The following is a 22,599-nucleotide window of genomic DNA, read 5'->3' on the forward strand; positions in this document are numbered from 1 at the left end:
CCGCCATAGCCGCGGCTGAGCACCACCGGCCGCTCGTCGAGCTCGCGCAGCAGCTTCGCAAGCGCCAGCACCGTCGGCGTCTTGCCGGCGCCGCCGACGTGATAATTGCCGATGCAAAAGACGGGTATCCCCGCATCGATGCCGGCGCGCTGCATGCGCCGTGCGGCCACCGCGCCGTAAAGCGCGGCAAGCGGTCTCAACAGTTGCGATGTCCAAGACGAAGGCCGGTACCAAAAGGCCGGCTCACGCATTGGCGGCTCCCATCTCGAGCCGCAACTGCAACAGATAGGGCTCGAGGGCCCCGAGCGTGCGCTCCAGCGCACCGCCGAGCTGGTCGACGACGCGCTCGGACGCCACAAGCGACGCGTCCCGCGCCGCTGGGTCGGCAAGGAACTGGCCGAGCTGCTTCACCAGCACGTCCCGATCGTCGGCGCGCCGGGCGCCACCGGCGCGATCGAGTGCGTCATAGACCTCTGTGAAATTGAAGACATGCGGACCATGCACGATGGCAGCACCGAGCTTCACCGCCTCGATCGGATTCTGGCCGCCATGCGCGACCAGCGAGCCGCCCATGAACACGATCGGCGCCAGCCGGTAGAACAGGCCGAGCTCGCCCATCGTGTCGGCGACATAGATGTCGGTGGTCGCCACCGGCAGGTCCTCATGCGAGCGCAGGCCGGGGTGTAGGCCGGCAGCCGTCACCAGGCGCGCGACCGCTTCACCGCGATCGGCGTGGCGCGGCACGATCACCGTGAGCAGTCCGGGGAAGAAACCCGAGAGCGTCTTGTGCGCCTCGATCAAAATCTCTTCCTCGCCCGGGTGGGTGGACGCGGCGACCACGATCGGACGCCCGCGCGTCACCGACATCAGCCGTTCCAGCTTGGCGGGATCGGCGGGCGGCGCGGGAACGTCGAGCTTGAGGTTGCCCGTGGTGACGACACGGCGGCTGCCGAGCGCGGCGAAGCGTTCGGCGTCGGTATCCGACTGGGCGAGGCAGATGTCGAACCGGCCGAGCAGCGCGGAGATGGTGTTGGAGACGCGACGCCAGCGCGGGAACGAGCGCTGCGACATCCGCCCGTTGATCAGCACCATCGGCAGCCGCCGCGCGGCGCTCGACAGGATCAGGTTCGGCCAGAGATCCGATTCGATGAACAGCGCCAGCGACGGGCGCCAGTGATCGAGGAAGCGCGCGACATAGCGCGGCGAGTCATACGGGACGTATTGGTGGATCACATCGGGCGGGAAACGTTTGGCAACGATCGCCGCCGAAGTCACCGTGCCTGACGTCAGGAGGATGCGCAGGTTGAACGCGCGCAAGCGCTCGATCAGCGCCGCGGCCGCCAGCACCTCGCCGACGCTCGCACCGTGGATCCACACCAGCGGACCGTGCGGCCGGACATCGTCGCTCATGCCGCGCCGTTCGCCGACCCGCGCCGGATCTTCCTTGCCGAGCTTGAGCCGGCGCTTGATCAAGGCAGGTGCCAGCGGCACCATCGCAGACGACAGCTTGCGATACATACGCAACGTCATCGGGAGCGAGCTAGCCAAACGCGGCCTCCGGTCGCCCGACCGCTGCATAGGCGCGTCGGGTCGCTTCGTTCAGAAGAAACTCCACGTGCTGCCGAAGCTTTTCCATGGTCTCGGCGTCGGCATCGGGCGGCACGTAAACCGGCTCAATACCTACCACTGCGCCGCGCCCGAATGGCAAATTGATGGTGGTGGAATCCCAGTTTTTCAACCGAATGAATCGGCTGGTCACCATCGCGAGCGCCAGGATCGGCCTGCCGGTCTCGCGCGCCAGCATGATGGGACCGAGACCCGCCACCCGCGCCCGTTTCGGCACGTCGGCGGTGGTCGCCATGTTCCAGCCCTCTTCGAGCGCCCGGCCCATCTCCTTGAAGGCCCCGACGCCGCCCTTGCGGTTGAAGGCGCCGGAATGGTCGCCGGAACCTCTGACGGTGCCGATTCCGAGTCGCTCGACCGCGATGGCGTTGAACTCGCCGTCGCGATGCCGGGAGATCAGCACCTTGGCGCGGTAGCTGTTCTTGGTCTTGATGAACGGCGTCATCAGGTGCTGGCCGTGCCAGAACACGAAGATCGCCGGCATCATCGGCTCGACCTGCTCATAGACGTCTGATGGGTCGTAGCTGAAACGGTTGGTAAGCCAGACCAGCCGCAAATACTCGGCCGCAAGCACACCCAGCGCGCGCTGCACGAAGGCGCTGCGCAGCAAATCGCGAAAAAGGCGTTTCAATGGGAGTGCTTTGTATCCTGCTCCGGGTCGAGCAGCCGGTGGAGGTGAACGACGAAATAGCGCATCTGGGCGTTGTCCACCGTCTGCTGCGCCTTCGCCTTCCAGGCTGCATAGGCTGTCGCATAGTTCGGGAACACGCCGACGATCTCGACCTCGTCCAGGTTCTTGAAAGTATTGTGCTCGAGGTCGGTTAACTCGCCGCCGATGACGAGATGAAGCAACTGCGGCTGGGCATTGTCTGACATGATGGCCTTTTCCTAACGAGATGCCCGGCAAACAAAATGGATCGTGGTCTTCACAGGTCGAATGACAAGTCTGGTCGTGCTCGTCGGACGCGCGGCGTGGATCGATGGCGTTTCAGGGCAATGGACGATGTCGAAAATGCTCGACAATACGTGCATGACGATCACGTCCCGCTGCCACCAGCACCCCATGCGATACTTCCCGGCGATTGTACTCAATCGCGTCCCCCGAGAGTGCAGTCATCTTACCATCCGCTTCCTGCACGATCAAATTCGCCGCGGCAAGATCCCAGTCGCGGCTTTGCCCGCCCGCGAAGGCGGCGTCAAGATGACCTTGGGCGACCCGGCACAGCCGCAAGGCCAGCGATCCGATCCGCGGATAGAGCGCGATCTCGTCCGCCGTCGGACTGAGCCGCTGCACCAGTGGCTTCGGCCCCGCCATGCGCGGGAAAATGAAATCGGTGCCGGCGTTTGCGTGCACGGAGGTGTCGTTGCGGGTCGCCCCCTGCCCGCGCGCGGCGAAAAAGAATTCCTCGGTCGCCGGTGCATACACCGCCGCGAGCACCGGTGCGGTCTTTTCAACCAGCGCCACACTGACGCACCAGTCTTCGCGCCCGGCCAGATAGGCGCGGGTGCCGTCGATCGGATCGACGATCCAGGTCAGGCGCTTGCCGAGCCGGGTCGCGTCATCGGCGCTCTCCTCCGACAACCAGCCGTAATCCGGCGTCGCCGAGCGCAGCCGCTCCTCCAAGAGGTCGTTGACCGCAATATCGGCTTCGGAGACCGGCGACGAGGCGCCCTTGATCCAGTTCTTCAACTCGGTCCGAAACAGCGACAGCGCCAGCCGCCCCGCTTCTTGCACCGCCCTGGTCAGCAAGGCCGCATCGCGCGCCTTGGTCCAGTCGTCCGTATCAGCGTCCACCAAGCGTCAGGCCCTCGATGCGCAGCGTCGGCGCGTTGACGCTATAGCGGAATTCCAGATCGTTCGCCGGCACCAGCGACTTGAACATCGGCAGCAGATGGCCTGCGATAGTCACCTCACTGACGGGATAGGTGATCTCGCCGTTCTCGATCCAGAACCCGGACGCGCCGCGGCTGTAGTCGCCTGTCACGCCGTTGACACCGGATCCGATCAAATCCGTCACATAGAATCCCTGGGCGATGTCCGAGATCAATTCCTTCGGCGTCACCGTGCCGGGCTCTAGGTGCAGATTGTACGCCCCCGGCGACGGCGACGACGACACGCCGCGATGGGCATGCCCTGTCGTCACGAGGCCAAGCTCGCGAGCGGTCGCGGAGTCCAACAGCCACGTGGTCAGCACTCCCTCATCGATCAGCGCGACCTTCTTCACCTTGACGCCCTCGGCATCGAAGGTCTGCGAGCGCAGGCCGCGCACCCGCAACGGATCGTCGATGATGCGGATATTTTTCGAGAACAGCTGCTCGCCGAGCCGGTCCTTCAGGAAGCTGGTCTTGCGCGCGATCGAGGCGCCGTTGATGGCGCCGACGAGATGGCCAATCATCGAGCCCGCAGCGCGCGGGTCGAATACGACAGGCACCTTGCAGGTTTCGACCTTGCGCGGATTTGACCGCGCCACCGCGCGCTCGCCCGCCTTGCGACCGACAACAGTCGGTGAATCGAGATCGCTTGCATGCAGCGCGCTGGTGAAGTCGTAGTCGCGCTCCATGCCGGTGCCTTCACCCGAGATCGCCGTCGTCGAGATGCTGTGGCTGGACCGCAGATAGGAGCCATGGAAGCCGGTCGACGTGACCAGCACCATACCGCCGATCCCGGTCGAGGCCGATGCACCGCCCGATTTGGTGACACCCTTGACCGCGCGCGCTGCGGCCTCCGCCTCGATGGCCCGCTGCTCCAGTTCGGCGGTGGCCGGAACCGTGCGGTCGAGCAGATCGAGATCGGGGAAGTCATGCGCAAGCAGCGCCGGATCGGCCAGCCCGACATATTTGTCGTCGGGCGCCACGCGCGCCATCGCGACCGCGCGCTCGGCAAGCTTCGCGATCCCGTCGCCGCTGACATCATTGGTCGACACCACCGCCTGGCGCTGGCCGACGAACACGCGCAATCCGACGTCGTCGCCTTCGGAACGCTCGGTTTCCTCGACGCGGCCGTCGCGCACCTCGACGCCTTGCGAGATGCCACGCACCGCGACCGCATCGGCGGCATCGGCGCCGGCGCGCTTGGCAGCGTCGACCAAGCGCTGAGCGAGCTCGCTCAAGCCGGTTTGGTCAAACAGATCGGAGGTATCACCGTGTCGCGATGCAGATGGTGAAGAGTTCACGAACAAATTCCTGCGGATTGGACGGGGTCGGAACGAGGTCGGCGAACCCACCAGATGTGCCGGATTCACAGGGATTTCAAGCACTTTAGCCCGGAAGACAACAAAGATTCTCGCGATCCGGGCAAGGCTTCGTCAATCATGCGGGCCAACGTCTTGTCAATCATGGCGGCAGAAGCAGCGCTGGTCACATCGGGTTAACCAGGCTTTTTAAGCTGATACGGAAATCGCTCGGCTAAGGTCTCACGCATCGACCGGGAACATAATCCCGGCGGGGAGATAAAGCCGTGAGGCGTCAAACACCAACAGGCGGAATCAATTCCGCCGGGTCGAGCCGTGCACTGCGGCTCGACCCTCTTTCCCTTCCGCTCAGCTTCCATGCGCACGACGTGCGCGCGGACGGCGGCACGCGGCAGGTCGAGCTTCATCGCGAACGCGTCGTGCTGCGCCGTGCCGTCAAAGGCATGCGGATGGCCGTCAACGTTCGCGTCAGCGATTTCCTCGGTGTCGCGGTGCGCGGCATCGACGACGCGCAGATGCTGGTGCTGGTTCACCGCGATCCTGCGCTCACGATCCCGCTCGGCACCAGCACGGATGCCGACGAAATCACTTCCGCCTGGCAGATGTGGAGCGACATCTTCGGTCTTCCGCAACTGACCGAGGAAGCTCCGCGCGATCCGGCCCCGCGCCGCCGCCGCCGCACTGCGATCCGCGGCCGCCGCCCGAAATTCCTGGTCCGCCGCCGCACAGGCTTTCGCCTGAACGAAGCCAGCGTCCATCGCGGCGAGCGCGAGATCATCGCGCGGGATTAACGTCATCGCTTCATCGCGCTTCATGCGCCGCATAGTCAGTGTCGTCCCTGCGAAAGCAGGGACCCATACGCCACGGCGGACGTTGTGAGCGAGATTCGTCGTTCCACCCTCGCGCAACAATAGACATTCGTGGTTATGGGTCCCTGCTTTCGCAGGGACGACAGCGAGCATGTTGCGCGGCCAGTGAGTCACATGTCCGCGTCCTCGCGACATGGTGCCCATCGCACCACCAGCGCGCTCACCTTACGCATGATGCGAACAGGGCGCGCTGACCCGCTCCACAAAAGCTATACGGCGCGCATCACCGCGTCGACGGCAAGGCCTGCGAACAGCAGCAAGCCGGCGTCGCGGTTGGACTTGAAGATGCGCAGGCAGAGCGCGGAATTGCTGATGTCGAGCCGTCTGATCTGCACGGCGAGATGAACCGCGAAGACGGCAAGGCCGATCCACCCCGCCCAACTCACGCCCGCGACAGCCAGCGCCACTCCGATCAGAACCACAGCGAGGCCGTAGAACACCACGAGCGCGCGATGGGTTCGCGCGCCGAACAGGCGCGCGGTGGATTTCACGCCGATCAGCGCATCGTCCTCGGCATCCTGATGCGCGTAGATGGTGTCGTAGCCGATCACCCAGGCGATCGACCCGGCATAGAGCGCAACCGCCGCGACATCGATCCGCGCGAAGGTCACCGCGAATCCCATCAGCGCGCCATAGGAAAAGGCGAGACCGAGCACGACCTGCGGCCACCAGGTGATGCGCTTCATGAACGGATAGATCGCGACGATCAGGAGCGAGGCGATGCCGGTCATCACGGCAAAGCGGTTGAACTCCAGCAGCACCGCAAGCCCGATCAGCGCCTGCAGCACCATGAAGATCACTGCCTGCGTCACGGTCACCTGCCCGGCCGGAATCGGCCGCGACCGGGTGCGCTCGACCTTGCCGTCGAGATCGCGATCGGTGATGTCGTTCCAGGTGCAGCCCGCGCCGCGCATCACGAAGGCGCCGATGAAGAACAGGACGACGACGAGCGGCAAGGAACGGACGTCGTGCGCTACGCCGGCGGCGAGCGCCGCCGACCACCAGCACGGCATCAACAACAGCCAGGAGCCGATCGGCCGGTCGTAGCGCGCCAGCCGCAGATAGGGCCGCGACCACGCCGGCGCATGCGTGTCCACCCAGTTGCCTGTGGAGTCGGCAACGCGGGCGGAGACGTCGCTCATGTGCGGTCAATCATCGGGTGAGAACGTTGCCGTTCAAGGTATCGAAGGTGCTGCCGCCCCTCTTGGTCGGCGTCGCCTCCGGCACCGATGCCGAGGAACCCAGCACGTCGCTGAGCGTCGGACCCGCGGGTCCGCGCGCCTGGGCTTGCTGCGCGGCGTTACAGACCTTGGTCAGGAGACCTTCGGTGTTCTTGTGGCCGGACTTGAGCTGATCGGCGATCTGCGGGGGAATTCCGCACTTGCTCGCGTTGGTCTCGACATATTTGATCATCTTGACCTCGGCCTGGCTGTAGTTGCGGATCAGCTTACAGGCCTCGTCGGGCCCGGCGTGCCGATCGCTCGCCGCCTTGATCAACTTGCCGCGCTTTTCAGCTTCCTCGCGCAGCGGAACGAAGTTCTTCATGCAGGCGTCGGCAGGGCCACCTCCGGCCGCTCCCGGCGGTGGTGGCGACGAGAGTCCGCCGCCGGCGATGGGCGCAGCGCCGTTGCTCGGAAATGCCGATGGCTGCGTCCCGACCCTGGCCGCCGGCGCACCATTGACGGGCGGGAACGCGGGATCGGGGGCAGTGCTGGCGCGCCTGCCATTGACCGGCGGAAACGCCGGATCGGAAGCGGTGCCGGCACGTCCGCCATTGACCGGCGGAAACGCCGGATCGTTAGCGGTGCCGGCCTGATTCGGCAGCGGGGCCGGAAAGGCGCCTTGGGCCACGGCCTGTCCTGCGTAGAGGGCGGTCGCGGCAACAGTCAGCACGATCAGGCGGCGGATCATCGAGAGCATTTCTCCGGCAATAAGGTCCAGGCAACCCCAGCGCATCAAAACGAAGCAACGAATTTTGGGGGCGTTTTACGATTCCTGCGAAGCCTTAACAACCCGTGGATTTGGGCGACAGCGCGGCGTAGGGCCGCGCTGGACATATTAAATTGTTCCCGGATTCTAGACCTTTAGGCTAGAAGCGGCCGAAAGCGGACAATCAAATATGCCTGAACTGGATTTTCGCAGCCCACGGCTGTTCGTCGACGCCGCCCTGAGCGCCGGCGCGACTGTCGAACTCGACCGCAACCAGAGCAACTATCTCGGCAACGTGCTGCGGCTTGCCGCCGGCGACACCGTGCTGGTGTTCAATGGCCGCGACGGTGAATGGCGCGCTGCGATCTCTGGTCGCAAGCGGGCCGATACCCTGACGATCGACACACAGATGCGCACGCAGGATCGCTTGCCCGATATCGCCTATGTGTTCGCGCCGCTGAAGCATGCGCGTCTCGACTACATGGTGCAGAAGGCGGTCGAGATGGGCGCGGCGCGGCTGCAACCGGTGCTGACGCGCTTCACCCAGGTCTCGCGCGTCAACGGCGAGCGGATGCGCGCCAATGTGATCGAGGCCGCCGAACAATGCGGGATCATCTCGCTCGCCGAGGTGGCAGATCCCGTCGCGCTGGATCGATTCCTGGCGGCCCGCGACCAGGCGCGCCTGCTCGTGTTCTGCGACGAGGCTGCCGAAGTGGCCGATCCCGTGCGAGCACTGCAGGCGACCACTGCCGCCAATGCCGGAATCGACGTCCTGATCGGGCCGGAGGGCGGTTTCGCCGAGGAAGAGCGCACGCTGCTCACGCGCCAGCCCAACATCCTCCGCCTCGCGCTCGGCCCGCGGATCCTGCGGGCGGATACCGCCGGCGTGGCGGCGCTGGCGCTGGTGCAGGCGGCGCTGGGGGATTGGGGAAGGACTGCGTAGCCCGCGGTGGCTGTGGGGGACATCAACGGAACATCTGCCCCTAGCCAAGCTGTCGTAAAATCGTTAACGCACGCAATCATTAAGCCACTTGGCCGATCCCTGTCGAAACCCTGATACGGGCATGGTAAGGGCTGCGCCAACGCCCATGGAACTCGCGCCGGAACCCGGATTTCCGGACTTTTTGGACCTTGAGATGACCGAAGCTGCTGCAACACGCACGACCGCGCCCGCCTCCTGGGCGGATGCGCTGCTGCTGTCGTTCGCACAGGCCGGCTATGTCAGGTCCGAGCCCGCCATCCTGCAGCCGGCCGAGCCGTTCCTGGATCTGTCGGGCGAGGACATACGCAAGAGCCTGTACCTGACGACGGATGCAACCGGCGAGGAGCTGTGCCTGCGCCCGGACCTCACGATCCCCGTGGCGCGCGACTACCTTGCCTCCCCCCGTGCCGGCCAGCCGGCGGGCTTCAGCTATCTCGGCCCGGTGTTCCGCTATCGCGACGGCCAACCCAGCCAGTTCCTGCAGGCCGGCATCGAATCCTTCGGCCGTCAGGACCGCGCCGCGGCGGACGCCGAGATGCTGGCGTTGGCGCTGGAAGCGACCACCGCCTTCGGGTTGAGGGACGTCGAAATCCGTACCGGCGACGTCGCGCTGTTCAACGCGCTGCTCGAGGCGCTCGATCTTTACCCGGTGTGGCGACGACGTCTGATCAAGGATTTCAACCGCAAGGTCTCGCTGGTCGACGACATCGAGCGCCTGACGCTCAAGACCGGACCCGGCCGCAACGAATATGAGGGCGTGCTCGCCGCGATTGCCGGCTCCGACCGCAAGGCGGCGCTGGCGCTGGTCACCGATCTGATGTCGATCGCCGGCACCACCAATGTCGGCGGCCGCACCGTGGCCGAGATCGCCGACCGCTTCCTCGAGCAATCGACATTGAAGGCCGGTGCGCTGCCGCGCGATGCGGTCGCGACCATCAAGCGCTTCCTGTCGATCGCAGGCGACCCCGACGATGCGATCGCGCAACTGCGTACGCTGGCCGACGACGCCAGGCTCGACCTTGCCGCTGCGATCGACCAGTTGGAGAGCCGCGTGGGCTTCATGGCCGCGCGCGGCATCGACACCCACAAGACGCGGTTCTCGACCTCGTTCGGGCGCGGCCTCGATTACTACACCGGCTTCGAGTTCGAGTTGCACGCCACGGGCAACGGCTCCGAGCCGCTGGTCGCCGGCGGCCGCTACGACGGCCTGATGACTCAGCTCGGCTCGGCCAATCCGATCCCCGCGGTCGGCTTCTCGGTATGGATCGAGGCGATGACCAGGCACGCCAAGGCCGCAGCCAACGGAGGCGCCGCATGAGCACGCCCTTCGTCGTCGCCGTTCCCTCCAAGGGACGCCTGCAGGAAAACGCGGAAGGCTTCTTCGCCCGCGCCGGGCTGAGCCTGTCGAAACCCGGCGGCGCCCGCGACTATCGCGGCACCATCGCCGGCCTCGACAATGTCGAGATCGCCTATCTCTCGGCGAGCGAGATCGCGGCCAACCTGGCGCGCGGCGCGGTGCATCTCGGCGTCACCGGCGAGGATCTCGTGCGCGAGAACATCCCGGATGCCGACCGGCGCGTGCTGCTGATCGACGCCCTCGGCTTCGGCAGCGCCAATGTCGTGGTCGCGGTGCCGCAGGCCTGGATCGACGTCCGCACCATGGCCGATCTCGACGACGTTGCAAGCGGCTTCCGCGAGCAGCACAATCACCGCATGCGGGTGGCGACCAAATACATCAACCTGACGCGCGGCTTCTTCGCCAGGCACGGCGTCAGTGACTACCGCATCGTCGAAAGCGCCGGCGCCACCGAAGGCGCGCCCGCGGCAGGCTCTGCCGAACTGATCGTCGACATCACCACGACAGGCGCGACGCTCGCCGCCAACGGGCTGAAGGTGCTCGACGACGGCGTGATCCTGCGCAGCCAGGCCAATCTCGTGGCGTCGAAGGACGCCGACTGGTCGAACGGCGCCCGCGAGACCGCGCGCGTGATTCTCGACCACATCGCAGCGCGTGCGCGGGCCAACAAATACCGCGAGGTCCGCACCCGCTTCGCCGGCTGCAATGATGCGCTGCTCATGGAAGCACATAACCGCTTCGGCGTGGTCGCCCCGTTCGGCGGGCCGACCTCGTCCGGCATGCTCACGCTGCACTGCCCACCCGGGAAGCTCTATGCGCTCGGCAGCTTTCTGCGCGAGCACGGCGCCGACACGGTGTCGGTTGTCTCGCTCGATTATGTGTTCGATCGCGAGAATCCGCTGTTCGCCAAACTCGAGGCGTTCCTGCGACAATGAGTCCGCAGTCTGTTCAGGCTGGCGTCAGCTGGCGGGCGGTAGCATATTCTCCTCAAGGGAACTCTTGTTTTGACGCGTTTTTGTCACGCGAACCGGAAGTCCGCTTCGCTCGAAAACGCTCTAGTTCTGGAACCTGATCGATGATGCTGGGCTCTGACGTCTCCAGCCTGACCACGACCGCCAAGACCGCCGCGGCGCAGGGATTGTCCATCGTCGTGCCCGTCTACAACGAGGCCGCAGGACTTTCGGCACTGCACGAGCGGCTGATCGCGCTCGCCAAGACGCTGCGCGTCCGCTACGGCCTGTCCTGCGAAGTGGTCTATGTCGACGACGGCAGCATCGACTCGACGCTGGCGATCGCGCGCAGCCTTCCCGCCGATACGCTCGACGTGCAGGTGGTGTCGCTGTCGCGCAATTTCGGCAAGGAGGCGGCGCTGATGGCCGGCCTTGATCACGCCCGCCGCGGCGCGGTGCTGTTCATGGACGGCGACGGCCAGCATTCGCCCGATCTGGTGGAACGGCTGGTCGCGCACTGGATCGATGACGGTTATGACGTGGTCTACACGGCGAAGGCCAATCGCGACAATGAATCGGCGGCGCGGCGGTTTGCGGTGCGCGGCTTCTATGCGCTGATCAACTGGGGCGCACGGCAGAAGATCCCCGAGGACGCCGGCGACTTCCGCCTGCTGTCGCCGCGCGCCGCCGCGGCGCTCCGTCAGCTGCCGGAGCGCAATCGCTTCTTCAAGGGACTGGCGAGCTGGATCGGCTTCAAGCAGATCCGCGTCGACTACGAACCGGCGCCCCGCGCGCATGGCGTCACCACCTTCAATGCCGGGCGGCTGATCGGCCTCTCGATCGAGGGCCTGACCTCGTTCTCGGTCGCGCCGCTGCGCTTCGCGAGCCTGCTCGGCGTGCTGCTCGCCGTCGGCGCGTTCCTGTTCGGCCTGTCGATCGTGTGGGAGGTGTGGACCACCGGCAAGCAGGTGCCCGGCTATCCCTCGCTCGTGGTCGGGTTGATGACGATCGGCGGCGTGCAGCTGATCATGATCGGCATCGTCGGCGAATATATCGGCAAGATCCTCTCTGAACTGAAAGCGCGGCCAATCTACTTCGTCGCCGAGCATACCGAGAAGCACGCCGACGGTGCGACGGCCGAAAGCGCGACGAAGCGGACCGCGGCCGAATGAATGCGACAGCGCCGCGCCGTATCTGGCTGTGTGCCGACGACTATGGACTGAGCGACGGCGTCAACCGCGCCATCCGCGAATTGATCGAGCGCGGCCGCCTCAACGCGACCTCGGTGATGACGGTGACATCAGCGATCGGCCGCGAGGCCGTGGCTGCGCTGCAGGCATCAATGGCGAAGAGCCCGCGCTGCGCGATCGGGCTGCACGTGACGCTGACCGCGCCGTTCCGGCCGCTGACGCTGCATTTCCGTCCGCTGGACGGGGACATGTTCCTGCCGTTCCCAAAGCTGTTGCGCGGCGGGATGTTGCGGCGGCTCGACGCCGAGCTCGTTCATGCCGAAGTGCTGGCGCAGCTTGACGCTTTCCGCGAGCTGTTCGGCCGCGCGCCTGACTTCGTCGACGGCCATCAGCATGCGCAACTGTTTCCACAGGTGCGCGACGGCTTCCTGCGCGCGGTGAAGGAGCGTGCGCCGGACGCCTGGGTGCGCCAGGGCGGACGCAACGCCCCGCTCTCGCAGCGGCTCGCCGCGCCGAAGGCGCTCGTGCTGGATACGCTCAGCGCGCAGTTCCGCAAGAAAGCGGCGAAACTCGGCCTGCGCTTCAATCCGGCCTTCGCCGGCGCCTATGATTTTACGCGCGCGCCGGACTTCGGCGCGCTGATGCGCGGCTTCCTCGAGGGGCTGCCGGAGGATGGTCTCGTGATGTGCCACCCCGGCTTCGTCGACGAGACGCTAACGGCACTCGATCCATTGACGACGCAGCGCGAGACCGAGCATGCCTATCTCGCAAGCGACGATTTCCCGGCGCTGCTCGCCCTGAATAAAGTTACACTGAGCTGACACGGTTCAGGACAATAGTCCGGTCGTTTTGTCGCATACGGAAATTTAATTCGCGACCCCACTCCTTGCGCCACAAAACCCGCCTACATCTCGGGCGCGCTTCGAAGCTTCGACGCGATGGAGAACGCCATGACACCGCAAGAACGCCAACTGATCGACGATCTCTTCGACCGGCTCGCCAAGCTGGAGAATTCCCCGCGCGACAACGAGGCGATGTCGGCGATCGTGCAGGGCCTGCGCACCGCGCCGAACGCGGTCTACACGCTGGTGCAGACGGCGCTGGTGCAGGACGAGGCGCTGAAGCGCGCGCACGATCGCATCCAGGAACTGGAGGCCGCGGTCGCCCAGCCGCAGGGCGGGCAGCAGCAATCCGGCGGCTTCCTCGATTCGATGCGCGACGCGGTGTTCGGGCAGAGCCAGTCGCACGGCTCGGTGCCGCCGGTGCGCGCGCCCGACATGGCCAATCGGGATCCGGGCAGCCGCCCGGTCTGGAACTCGGGCCAGGTGATGCGCGACGCGCAAGGCGGCGGCTATGGCCAGGGCGGCTATGGTCAAGGCGGCTACGGCCAGGCTCAACCCTACGGCCAGTCCTATGGCGCTCCGCAGCAGCCGCCATTCGGCGGCGGTGGCGGCTCGTTCCTCGGCACCGCGGCGGCAGCCGCGGCCGGCGTGGTCGGCGGCGGGCTGCTGCTCAGCAGCATCCGCGGCATGATGGGTGGCGGCGGCAGCCACCAGTCCCTTGCCGACGCAGGCGGCCTCGGCGGCGGCACCCGTCCGTGGGGCGGGGACCAGTCGTCGAGCGATCTGGCGCGCGACGCCGGGATCAACGACATCAACTCGTCCGGCCGCGACAACGACTCTTCCCGCGCCGGCCTGGTCGACCAGGCCTCGAACAACAGCAACGACGACAACAATTACGCCGACAACGATCAGGACTCCGACGGCTACGATGATGACGACGGATTCGACGACGGCGGCGACAACGGCAGCGACTACGCCTGATCGCGTCAGCTCAAACGAAAGACGGCCGCTCTCATCGAGCGGCCGTTTTGATTCACCGATTGGTTGCGATCACATCACGACGACCTTGGCGCCGACATTGACGCGGCCATAGAGGTCGATGACGTCCTCGTTGCGCATCCGGATGCAGCCGGAGGAGACGTTGGTGCCGATGGTCCAGGGCTCGTTGGAGCCGTGGATGCGATAGAGCGAGGATCCCAGATACATCGCGCGTGCGCCGAGCGGATTCTCCGGGCCGCCCTCCATGTGCCGCGGCAGGTCGGGACGACGCGCCAGCATTTCCGCCGGCGGAGTCCAGTCCGGCCATTCGCGCTTGGCCGAGACCGTCTTGACGCCCGACCAGGCAAATCCCGGCTTGCCGACGCCGACGCCGTAGCGCAGCGCCTTGCCGTCGCCCTGCACCAGATAGAGGAATTTGTTCGGCGTATCGATGATGATGGTGCCGGCGCGCTCCTTGCCCTGATAGTCGACCAGTTGCTTCTCGTATTTCGGATCGAACGGACGCAGCCTGGGATCGCCCTGCGACTCCTGCTCCTGGTAGATCATCTGCTGCTGCGGATCCATCGGCGGCAGTGCCTGGCGGTTGCCGTAATAGGCGGGCTGCTGCTGATACACCTGCTGCTGATAGGCCTGCGCCGACGGGCCGTCGCCGAACAGGAATTCGATGAAGCCGCCGCCGAGGTTCGAATGCTGCGGCTGCGCGTAGGCGGCGCGCGTCCGCGGTGGGGGCGCCGGCTGGTTGGCGTAGAACACCGTGGGCTCGGAGACCTGCGCCGCGTCGATCGCCATGGCCTGATGCGGAAGTGCAATGAGCAAAGAGGCGCCGCCGAGCAGCGCAAGCTTGGTTTTGTTCAACATCGACGTACTCTGTACTGTTTCGTCGTGACGTGTTTGGCGAAGGCGCCAGGACTCGCGCCGTTGCACGTGGTCAATAAGCAATGAAAAACGCATCGGTTTGGTAAACGCTGCGGGCGTTTCGATTCACCACGTCGTCACGCGCGGACGGTTTTGCCGCGTAGCGTTTATTTTGGGTGAATGCGCAAGCCGCATGGTTAACCCTTGGTTTGAGCGCGCATCATGTCATGCGCACCCAACTGTTCCCGCGTGAACCTCACGTTAAATCGCCTCCGTCTAGAACGGGCGCAGGAAATGGGGCGGGAATGAAATCATGTCAGTGAAGCGCAAGCGTTTTCGTGTCGAACAGGCCGTCATGGGCGATGTCGCGATGCCGGAGCCGGAGGCTGTCGGCGGGGCCGATATCGGACCGATGCATCGCGAGATCATGGCCGAGCTTCGCTCGATCCGCGCCCAGATGGCCGCGCCGCGCGCCGCCACAAATGAAAGCGCCGAAGCCGTCGTAGCCCGCGAAGTCGCCGAAGCGCACGCATTGCTCGAGACCTACCGCGCCCAGGTCGAACAGTGCGAGAAGCTCAAGGTCGAGCTCGACCTGATCCACGACGCAATCAGCCGCACCAAGCGCGAGATCGCCGTGCTGCACGGCAAGAGCTTCAACGGCGAGGAGATGGCCAAGGTCAATGGCGAGCTCGGCGCCGTCGTCGGCGGCACCGAACAGGCCACCCAACAGATCCTCGAGGCCGTCGAGGCGATCGACCAGGCCGCGACCGCGCTGTCGAAGAACGTCACGCCAGACCAGCAGAAGCGGCTGAGCGAGGATATCCAGGAGCGCGTGGTCCAGATCTTCGAGGCATGCAACTTCCAGGACCTCACCGGCCAGCGCATCAGCAAGGTGATGCAGACGATGAAGTTCATCGAGCAGCACATCTCCGAGATGATGAACATCTGGGGCGGCGTCGACGCCATCAAGTCGCACGTGCCGCCGATCATCGACACCCGCGAGGGCGACGCCCGCCTGCTCAACGGCCCCAAGCTCGACGGCGACGCCGGCCACGCCTCGCAGGACGACATCGACGCGCTGTTCAACTGAGCGTCAAGTCAGAGACAGATCAAAACGCCGGCCCCAAGGGCCGGCGTTTTTGTTGCTCCAACGAGAGTGCCTCTTCCCTTCTCCTCTTGTGGCAGAAGGTGGCATGGGCGGCCTACGGCCGCCGTCCGTTAAATGACGCCGACGCGTGGCGTCGGCTACGGATGAGGGGTCTCTCTCCGCGAGTTCAATCGAGCGAGTCGACTCGTGGCGAGATATCCCTCACCCGGATTGCATCTGGCGATGCAATCCGACCCCTCCCACAAGGGGAGAGGTGCACCGCCGACGCGGCACCGATTTCTGAAGAATCGTGCTGTGCCTCACGCCTTCGGCGCGCAGCGGACGTAGACCATGTTGCCGTAGCGGGTGGCGGCGTCCTTGTCGATGAAGCGGGTGATCAGGACGCGGCCGTCGAAGGAGACGATCTCGCGGTCCTGCTCGCCGGGCGTCGGGCCGGGCGGGCCGATATAGTTCTTGCCGCTCGGGGAACCCTTCAGGTGCAGTTCCTGCGGGGTGGCCTGGTCGGCCAGATGCATGATGACGCCGCCGTTCTGGCCGGCGCCGATCACGTAAGGCTGCTTGCACTGGCCGCGCGCGGCGGCCTCGGTGCGGGCGCGGTCGGCCGGATTCTGGTAGGAAGCGAGGCCCCAGCGGCCGACGATCTCGTCCGCGCGAATCGATGCCGGCATCTCCGGCGCCATGCCCGGTTCGGTGGGCGGAGGCGGGGAATTCGACGACAACGACGGCAGGCTCATGTTGCCACAAGCCCCCAGAGTTATCGTCAGCGCGGAGACAGCCGCGAACCGTGCGACCAATCGCGCGTTGAGTGACCTGATCATATGTATCCCCCGACAATGTCCCAGCCGCACCCGTCCTGCAGCCAAGCGTAAAACGTAAGGCGGAGCAATGACGTCCGACGAAATTACGGCATCGCTACGATTTTGTTTCGGTACCACCATCCTATATTGGCCTCACCAAGGCCTTAACCCCGGTTTGCTTGACAGAAACGGCGCCAAGCCATATTTCCCAGCGCGCTATTAGCACTCTAGCACCATGATTGCTAAGTGGGTCGGGCATCCTGCCCGGCGCCGATCGGACCGTCATTCAACGCCGGTCTCGATGAACCGGATCTGAAACCAGCCTTCAAGAGGGAACGTCATGGCTAAATCCAAATTCCGTCCTCTGCATGACCGCGTCGTCGTCAAGCGCATCGATGCCGAGGAGAAGTCCAAGGGCGGCATCATCATTCCGGACACGGCCAAGGAAAAGCCCTCCCAGGGCGAAATCGTCGCCGTCGGCCCGGGTGGCCGCGACGAGGCCGGCAAGCTGATCCCGATCGACCTCAAGGCCGGCGACCGCGTGCTGTTCGGCAAATGGTCGGGCACCGAGGTCAAGATCGACGGCGAGGAACTCCTGATCATGAAGGAGTCCGACATCATGGGCGTGCTGGTCTGATCGTCATTCAACCGCGCGGCTGCCACACCCACCGTCGTCATGCCCGGACGAAAGCGCGAAGCGCGTCTTCGCGCCAGATGATCCGGGCATCCATTGCTCTTCGAAAGATGGATCGCCGGGTCAAGCCGGGCGATGACGAGTGCGGAAGCGGCGAGCGCCTCATTCAAAGCTGACAGGAGTCAACCAATGGCTGCCAAAGACGTAAAATTCGCTGGAGACGCCCGCGACCGCATGCTGCGCGGCGTGGACGTGCTCGCCAATGCCGTGAAGGTGACGCTCGGCCCGAAGGGCCGCAACGTCGTCATCGAGAAGAGCTTCGGCGCCCCGCGCATCACCAAGGACGGCGTCACCGTCGCCAAGGAGATCGAGCTCGAGGACAAGTTCGAGAACATGGGCGCGCAGATGCTGCGCGAGGTCGCGTCCAAGACCAACGACACCGCCGGTGACGGCACCACGACCGCGACCGTGCTGGCGCAGGCGATCGTCCGCGAAGGCGGCAAGTCGGTTGCCGCCGGCATGAACCCGATGGACCTGAAGCGCGGCATCGACATCGCGGTCGCCGCCGTGGTCAAGGACCTCGTGAAGCGCGCCAAGCCGGTCGCCTCCTCCTCCGAAGTCGCCCAGGTCGGCACCATCTCGGCCAACGGCGACGTCGCGATCGGCAAGATGATCGCGCAGGCGATGCAGAAGGTCGGCAATGAGGGCGTGATCACGGTCGAGGAGAACAAGTCGCTCGAGACCGAGGTCGACATCGTCGAGGGCATGAAGTTCGATCGCGGCTACCTGTCGCCCTACTTCATCACCAACGCCGAGAAGATGACCGCCGAGCTCGAGGACGCCTACATCCTCCTGCACGAGAAGAAGCTCTCCGGCCTGCAGGCCATGCTGCCGGTACTGGAAGCCGTGGTGCAGTCCGGCCGTCCGCTCCTGATCCTCGCCGAGGACGTCGAGGGCGAAGCGCTGGCGACCCTGGTGGTCAACCGCCTGCGCGGTGGCCTGAAAGTTGCCGCTGTCAAGGCACCTGGCTTCGGTGATCGCCGCAAGGCGATGCTGGAGGACATCGCGATCCTGACCGGCGGTCAGCTGATCTCCGAAGACCTCGGCATGAAGCTCGAAAACGTCACGGTGAACATGCTCGGCCGCGCCGGCAAGATCGTGATCGACAAGGAGAACACCACGATCGTCAAGGGCGCCGGCAAGAAGAAGGACATCGACGCCCGTGTCGGCCAGATCAAGGCGCAGATCGAGGAGACCACCTCGGACTACGACCGTGAGAAGCTGCAGGAGCGTCTGGCCAAGCTCGCGGGCGGCGTCGCGGTGATCAAGGTCGGCGGTGCGACCGAGATCGAGGTCAAGGAGAAGAAGGACCGTGTCGAGGACGCGCTGAATGCGACCCGCGCCGCGGTGCAGGAAGGCATCGTGCCCGGCGGCGGCGTGGCGCTGCTGCGCGCCAAGAAGGCGGTCGGCCGTCTCACCAACGACAATGCCGACGTCCAGGCCGGCATCAACATCGTGCTCAAGGCGCTCGAAGCTCCGCTCCGCCAGATCTCGGAGAATGCCGGCGTCGAGGGCTCGATCGTGGTCGGCAAGATCCTCGAGAACAAGTCGGAGACCTTCGGCTTCGACGCCCAGACCGAGGACTATGTCGATATGGTCGACAAGGGCATCATCGACCCCGCCAAGGTGGTGCGCACTGCGCTGCAGGACGCCTCCTCCGTGGCCGGCCTGCTGGTGACCACCGAAGCCATGGTCGCCGAACTGCCCAAGGAGGCGGCACCGGCGATGCCGGGCGGCGGCATGGGTGGAATGGGCGGCATGGGCGGCTTCTAAGCCCGGTCTGCACATCCGCATCGAGATCGAAGGCCGCCTCCGGGCGGCCTTCTTTTTTGGCCAATGACACAGAGGTTTGGTAGTTACGACGGAACCGATTCTGCCCTTCGAGGACTCATCGTATGCGCGCGATCCCGCTCCTGCTGCTCGGTCTTGCCGCCGTCTCGGCGCCGGCTCTTGCCCAGATCAAACTGCAACCCAAGGCCGGGACGGGCGGACCGGAAACCCGCTATTTCACCGCGATGGATGGCCTGATGGACGGCAATGCCGACGTCATCCTGAAGGAAACCCGCCAGGGCAAGACCGTCACCGCGGCCGTGCTCGATGTCTGTTATCCCGCCGCAAAGGGTTCCGACCGCAAGGACCGCTTCGTCGCCAACCTCACCGTCAACGGCCAGACCCTGTCCGGCAGCACGCAGAGCGTCGCCGACAAGCAGCCGGTCGCCGTCAAGCTGACCCGCAAACAGACCGGCGACACGTTCGAGTTCCGGGGCCAGATCACGATTGGCCAAAACGTGACCGAAGTGGCCTCGTCGGACAATTCCGATCTGAGCGAGAGGGAATTCCAGGACAATCAGAACTCCGATGACGCCATCACGGCGCAACCGAAGGACTTCACCGACGTCTCTCCGGAATCAGTCGGCGTGCGGGTCAAGCTCGATGCTGCGGCCGATTTCCTCAAGAGCCTGAAGGGCGAGGCTGTCGAAGTCAGCACATCGAGCCTCGCGGTGACCTGCGATGCGATGCGCGCCGGCGAGCAGACGATCAACCTCACCGTCGATCCCGAGCACGCCGCGGCGCTGCTCGCCAAGGCGAAATCCGCCCCCGGCGTGACGGCGGCGGGCTGGACCAGCGGCGTGATCGAGATGGACCGCACCATCCGCTTCGCCGCCGCCGACTGGCGTGACGGCGACAAGATCAACCGCGACAAGATCGCGACCACGATTTCCAACGTGCTGGCCAAGACCTTGTCGGCCAAGCCGGCATCCGCATCGTGGGCACCCAACACCGGCAAGCTGAAGCTGGTGCTGAAGCGGCCGAGCCCGATCTATCCCGCGCTCGGCCTCACCGACAATCTCGAGATCACCGCGCTGGTCTCGCCGGAAAAGCCCGGCAGCACCGACAAGCTGATCCTGTGGGTCTCGAGCCCCGTGACCACGACCACGGACGATAGCACCGGTGCGAAGCTGAACCTGACCGAAGACACCGGCAGCGACGAGGAAGGCGGCGAGCCGAAGGACGACAACGGCTCGATCGACGCCCTGATCAAGGAATTCAAGGGCCAGCGCTGGGACGCCGACAGGTCGGTGTGGAAGTAAGCACGGCGTCGATTAGGCGACGACGTTCCTGATCGCTGCCCGGGCGTGAACTCAGGCCGCAGTCCGTCACCGCGTTGCGCGGGATAGCATCGAAGTAGCGTATGATGTGTTCCGCTGCGGTCGCAGCACGCTTGCGCGTCCGAGATCTGCGAGCCACCCGATTCCAGAGTGATCGACGACATTCGGACAGTTGCGCCAAACACTGCAGCAGCAGGGCGAAATCTACTTTTGGTCTTGCCGCGTGCCTGATCTGGAATCGGGTGGTGTGAAGCACGTCTCCGCTTGCTTACTGCGCGCATTGAAACAACGCCGGTGGCGATCGAACGCGAAACCGGCGATGCGCTGATGGAGGCGATGCGATGTCAGAAGAGAACAAGAGCGTGGTGGCCCGCTGGTTCAAGGAGTTCTGGGGAAATCCCTGGAATCCGCGAGTAGTCAACGAGCTCGCCACCGCTGATATAGTCGTGCACTACCCGATGCACGAGCCGAAGCGAGGACGCGCCGAGGTCCTGAAGTTCATCACGGAGTTTCGCGAGGCCTTTCCAGATCTCAATTTCTGGGGCGTCGGCGAGCTCATCGCGGAGGGTGACTACGTCGTCGGCCGATGGGAGGGCGGCGGCACCCATACGGGTCCGGCGCTGAGCGACTTCCGCCTGGGCTCAATCCCTGCGGCTTCCGGCCGCAAGATGAAATTCGCCGGCACCACCGTGCTGCGTGTGCAGCAGGGACGGATCGCCGAGGAATTGGGGCAGGAGGACGCGCTGACCGCGATGCTTCAGCTCGGCCTGATTCGCTTGCCTGAGCATGACGGTCCCGCGACGCGGCCCGACGGTGCGTTGCCGGCGGGTTGGAACAACATGCAGGAGTCGACAGAGACCGCCCGCTGATAACAATGACGGTCGCAGCGCTTGCCGTGAAGTTCGGCGGCAAGCGCTGCGCCGGCATGTCGATGTCGGCCTCGGCGGCGCAGCGCCAGGTCAGGCCGGAAAGATCAGGCACGTCGTCGTGCCGTGCGCCAGCAAGCGGCCCTTGTCGTCGGTGACCCTGCCTTCGGCGGTGCCGATGCGGCGGCCGCAATTGAGGACCTGCCCCTCGGCCCTGATCGGACCGGTGTCCGGCGAGATCGGGCGCACCAGCGATACCTTGAATTCGAGCGTGGTCTGGCTGGTGCCGGCGTCGAGCGTCGACTGCACCGCGAGCCCCATGCAGCTGTCGAGCAGCGTAGCCGTGAGGCCGCCATGTACCGTGCCGGCCGGATTGAGATGCGCATCGGTCGGGACCAGCGTGACGACGACGCGGCCATTCTCGGCTTCGGCAACGTCGTATCCGAGCGTCCGCGCGATCGTGTTGAGCGGCAATGCGCCGCTCGCCAGCCCCTGGACGAATTCGAGGCCGCTCATCTGTTGCTTTCGTTCGGCACTGACGGTGCCGTAGGTCTTGGCCATTGCTGATCTCCATCGGACATTCGCTGCGGGGTGGCATCCGGCGATCGCCTCCGTCGCAGCGCCGACGGAGGCCGACCGTAGAGCTTGGCGAAGGCGGCGTTCATGCGCCGGGGGCTGGAAAAGCCCGCGCGCCGGGCGACGACGCCGATCGGAATGTCGCTGCCGTCGATCAGGCGCTTGGCGCGCTGCACGCGGAGCGACTGCGCGACCTGGAGCGGCGAGGCATCGAGATGCGCGGCGAACAGACGCGACAGATGCCGCGCGCCGATGCCGAGCCGGTCGGCCAATGCATCGACACTGCCGCGATCGAGCGCGCCCTGCTCGATCAGCGCCAGAGCGCGCTCGACCGTGGTTCTCGTGCCGTTCCACGCCGGACAGAACGGCGCCGCCTCCGGGCGGCATCGCAGGCACGGCCGGAAGCCGGCGCGCTCCGCCGACGCGGCGCTGCCGCAGCGGCATGCGCGCGCGGCAGACCGGGCGGCAATAGACGCCCGTCGTCCTGACCGCGACGAACACGATGCCGTCCCACGCGGGATCGCGGCGTTGAAAGGCTTCGTATTGTGCGGCGAAATCGAGCATGTCACCGCTATAGCGATCGCCGCTCGCCGCGACGACCCGCTTCCCGGAGACGACGTCCGGAATCGTCCACTGCATGCGCGGAAGACGCCTAGCCGGT

At 65.5% G+C, this 22,599-nt stretch carries 24 protein-coding genes and 1 pseudogene; 12 read left to right on the forward strand and 13 right to left on the reverse strand.

The window, feature by feature from the left end; genetic code table 11:
* The 6 genes from AS156_RS44090 to AS156_RS08325 form a co-directional block, all read right to left on the reverse strand.
* A partial coding sequence (locus AS156_RS44090; protein WP_245312645.1) for a tetraacyldisaccharide 4'-kinase occupies nucleotides 1-251 on the reverse strand: 251 nt, incomplete at its 3' end.
* The gene (locus tag AS156_RS08305) at nucleotides 244-1,578 is read right to left on the reverse strand and encodes a 3-deoxy-D-manno-octulosonic acid transferase (protein ID WP_066502503.1); all 1,335 of its coding nucleotides are present in this window, start codon (nucleotides 1,576-1,578) and stop codon (nucleotides 244-246) included. The genes AS156_RS44090 and AS156_RS08305, both read right to left, overlap by 8 nt.
* The gene (locus AS156_RS08310) at nucleotides 1,541-2,254 is read right to left on the reverse strand and encodes a lysophospholipid acyltransferase family protein (RefSeq protein WP_066502504.1); all 714 of its coding nucleotides are present in this window, start codon (nucleotides 2,252-2,254) and stop codon (nucleotides 1,541-1,543) included. Before AS156_RS08310 ends, AS156_RS08305 begins: the two co-directional genes overlap by 38 nt.
* Nucleotides 2,251-2,499 carry a DUF4170 domain-containing protein gene (locus tag AS156_RS08315; RefSeq protein ID WP_066502507.1) on the reverse strand — a complete coding sequence of 83 codons (249 nt, stop codon included), beginning with the start codon at nucleotides 2,497-2,499 and terminating at the stop codon, nucleotides 2,251-2,253. The genes AS156_RS08310 and AS156_RS08315 overlap by 4 nt, the downstream gene beginning before the upstream one ends.
* A 112-nt stretch (nucleotides 2,500-2,611) precedes the next feature.
* Entirely contained in the window at nucleotides 2,612-3,421 is an 810-nt protein-coding gene (locus tag AS156_RS08320; RefSeq protein ID WP_066502508.1) for a 3'(2'),5'-bisphosphate nucleotidase CysQ, read from the reverse strand.
* Nucleotides 3,408-4,796: a TldD/PmbA family protein gene (locus tag AS156_RS08325; RefSeq protein WP_066502896.1), complete on the reverse strand. Its 1,389-nt coding sequence runs from the start codon at nucleotides 4,794-4,796 to the stop codon at nucleotides 3,408-3,410. The genes AS156_RS08320 and AS156_RS08325 overlap by 14 nt, the downstream gene beginning before the upstream one ends.
* 284 nt (nucleotides 4,797-5,080) lie before the next feature.
* Here AS156_RS08325 and AS156_RS44095 point away from each other — a divergent pair, with 284 nt between their 5' ends.
* Nucleotides 5,081-5,605, forward strand: coding sequence for a DUF6101 family protein (locus AS156_RS44095; RefSeq protein WP_066502510.1), 525 nt, complete (start codon nucleotides 5,081-5,083; stop codon nucleotides 5,603-5,605).
* Nucleotides 5,606-5,892: 287 nt separating this feature from the next.
* Here AS156_RS44095 and ubiA read toward each other — a convergent pair whose 3' ends face one another.
* On the reverse strand, nucleotides 5,893-6,825 hold the full coding sequence (gene ubiA / locus AS156_RS08335; RefSeq protein WP_066502513.1) for a 4-hydroxybenzoate octaprenyltransferase: 933 nt from the start codon (nucleotides 6,823-6,825) through the stop codon (nucleotides 5,893-5,895).
* 10 nt (nucleotides 6,826-6,835) lie between these two features.
* Entirely contained in the window at nucleotides 6,836-7,594 is a 759-nt protein-coding gene (locus tag AS156_RS08340) for a hypothetical protein (RefSeq protein WP_066502899.1), read from the reverse strand.
* 208 nt (nucleotides 7,595-7,802) lie between these two features.
* On the opposite strand from AS156_RS08340, the gene AS156_RS08345 reads away from it, so the two are divergent.
* The 6 genes from AS156_RS08345 to AS156_RS08370 all read left to right on the forward strand — a co-directional run bounded on the left by AS156_RS08345 (nucleotide 7,803) and on the right by AS156_RS08370 (nucleotide 13,914).
* A complete protein-coding gene (locus tag AS156_RS08345; protein ID WP_066502517.1) occupies nucleotides 7,803-8,555 on the forward strand; it encodes a 16S rRNA (uracil(1498)-N(3))-methyltransferase in 753 nt (250 codons plus the stop codon).
* A gap of 193 nt (nucleotides 8,556-8,748) precedes the next feature.
* The gene (locus tag AS156_RS08350) at nucleotides 8,749-9,912 is read left to right on the forward strand and encodes an ATP phosphoribosyltransferase regulatory subunit (RefSeq protein ID WP_066502901.1); all 1,164 of its coding nucleotides are present in this window, start codon (nucleotides 8,749-8,751) and stop codon (nucleotides 9,910-9,912) included.
* Nucleotides 9,909-10,886 (forward strand): ATP phosphoribosyltransferase, encoded by a 978-nt coding sequence (gene hisG / locus AS156_RS08355; RefSeq protein WP_066502519.1) that lies wholly within the window; start codon nucleotides 9,909-9,911, stop codon nucleotides 10,884-10,886. Before AS156_RS08350 ends, hisG begins: the two co-directional genes overlap by 4 nt.
* A gap of 140 nt (nucleotides 10,887-11,026) precedes the next feature.
* The gene (locus AS156_RS08360; protein ID WP_066502521.1) at nucleotides 11,027-12,073 is read left to right on the forward strand and encodes a glycosyltransferase family 2 protein; all 1,047 of its coding nucleotides are present in this window, start codon (nucleotides 11,027-11,029) and stop codon (nucleotides 12,071-12,073) included.
* Nucleotides 12,070-12,912 (forward strand): ChbG/HpnK family deacetylase, encoded by an 843-nt coding sequence (locus AS156_RS08365; RefSeq protein ID WP_066502523.1) that lies wholly within the window; start codon nucleotides 12,070-12,072, stop codon nucleotides 12,910-12,912. Before AS156_RS08360 ends, AS156_RS08365 begins: the two co-directional genes overlap by 4 nt.
* Nucleotides 12,913-13,041: 129 nt before the next feature.
* Entirely contained in the window at nucleotides 13,042-13,914 is an 873-nt protein-coding gene (locus AS156_RS08370) for a DUF2076 domain-containing protein (protein ID WP_066502904.1), read from the forward strand.
* Between the two features lie 69 nt (nucleotides 13,915-13,983).
* Here the strand turns inward: AS156_RS08370 and AS156_RS08375 are convergent, their stop codons facing one another.
* Nucleotides 13,984-14,790 carry a L,D-transpeptidase gene (locus tag AS156_RS08375; RefSeq protein WP_066502525.1) on the reverse strand — a complete coding sequence of 269 codons (807 nt, stop codon included), beginning with the start codon at nucleotides 14,788-14,790 and terminating at the stop codon, nucleotides 13,984-13,986.
* A 310-nt stretch (nucleotides 14,791-15,100) separates the two neighbouring features.
* Between AS156_RS08375 and AS156_RS08380 the strand changes: the two genes are divergently transcribed.
* On the forward strand, nucleotides 15,101-15,877 hold the full coding sequence (locus AS156_RS08380; RefSeq protein WP_066502528.1) for a protein phosphatase CheZ: 777 nt from the start codon (nucleotides 15,101-15,103) through the stop codon (nucleotides 15,875-15,877).
* A 317-nt stretch (nucleotides 15,878-16,194) separates the two neighbouring features.
* Here AS156_RS08380 and AS156_RS08385 read toward each other — a convergent pair whose 3' ends face one another.
* On the reverse strand, nucleotides 16,195-16,713 hold the full coding sequence (locus AS156_RS08385) for a hypothetical protein (protein WP_066502531.1): 519 nt from the start codon (nucleotides 16,711-16,713) through the stop codon (nucleotides 16,195-16,197).
* Nucleotides 16,714-17,032: 319 nt separating this feature from the next.
* Here AS156_RS08385 and AS156_RS08390 point away from each other — a divergent pair, with 319 nt between their 5' ends.
* The 4 genes from AS156_RS08390 (at nucleotide 17,033) to AS156_RS08405 (ending at nucleotide 21,365) form a co-directional block, all read left to right on the forward strand.
* The gene (locus AS156_RS08390; protein WP_066502533.1) at nucleotides 17,033-17,329 is read left to right on the forward strand and encodes a co-chaperone GroES; all 297 of its coding nucleotides are present in this window, start codon (nucleotides 17,033-17,035) and stop codon (nucleotides 17,327-17,329) included.
* 186 nt (nucleotides 17,330-17,515) lie between these two features.
* Complete coding sequence (gene groL / locus AS156_RS08395) at nucleotides 17,516-19,159, forward strand: chaperonin GroEL (protein WP_066502535.1); 1,644 nt, start codon at nucleotides 17,516-17,518, stop codon at nucleotides 19,157-19,159.
* Nucleotides 19,160-19,281: 122 nt separating this feature from the next.
* Nucleotides 19,282-20,478 carry a hypothetical protein gene (locus AS156_RS08400; protein ID WP_066502536.1) on the forward strand — a complete coding sequence of 399 codons (1,197 nt, stop codon included), beginning with the start codon at nucleotides 19,282-19,284 and terminating at the stop codon, nucleotides 20,476-20,478.
* Between the two features lie 359 nt (nucleotides 20,479-20,837).
* Nucleotides 20,838-21,365, forward strand: coding sequence for an ester cyclase (locus AS156_RS08405; protein ID WP_066502539.1), 528 nt, complete (start codon nucleotides 20,838-20,840; stop codon nucleotides 21,363-21,365).
* A gap of 90 nt (nucleotides 21,366-21,455) precedes the next feature.
* Here the strand turns inward: AS156_RS08405 and AS156_RS08410 are convergent, their stop codons facing one another.
* The 3 genes and pseudogenes from AS156_RS08410 to AS156_RS45935 all read right to left on the reverse strand — a co-directional run.
* Nucleotides 21,456-21,923, reverse strand: coding sequence for a PaaI family thioesterase (locus AS156_RS08410; RefSeq protein WP_066502541.1), 468 nt, complete (start codon nucleotides 21,921-21,923; stop codon nucleotides 21,456-21,458).
* The gene (locus AS156_RS45740; RefSeq protein ID WP_347336617.1) at nucleotides 21,875-22,210 is read right to left on the reverse strand and encodes a helix-turn-helix domain-containing protein; all 336 of its coding nucleotides are present in this window, start codon (nucleotides 22,208-22,210) and stop codon (nucleotides 21,875-21,877) included. Before AS156_RS45740 ends, AS156_RS08410 begins: the two co-directional genes overlap by 49 nt.
* A 211-nt stretch (nucleotides 22,211-22,421) precedes the next feature.
* Nucleotides 22,422-22,577: pseudogene (locus tag AS156_RS45935) on the reverse strand (bifunctional transcriptional activator/DNA repair enzyme AdaA); the annotation flags it as partial.
* Between the last annotated feature and the right edge of the window lie 22 nt (nucleotides 22,578-22,599).

Source organism: Bradyrhizobium macuxiense, assembly GCF_001542415.1.
GTDB lineage: Bacteria > Pseudomonadota > Alphaproteobacteria > Rhizobiales > Xanthobacteraceae > Bradyrhizobium > Bradyrhizobium macuxiense.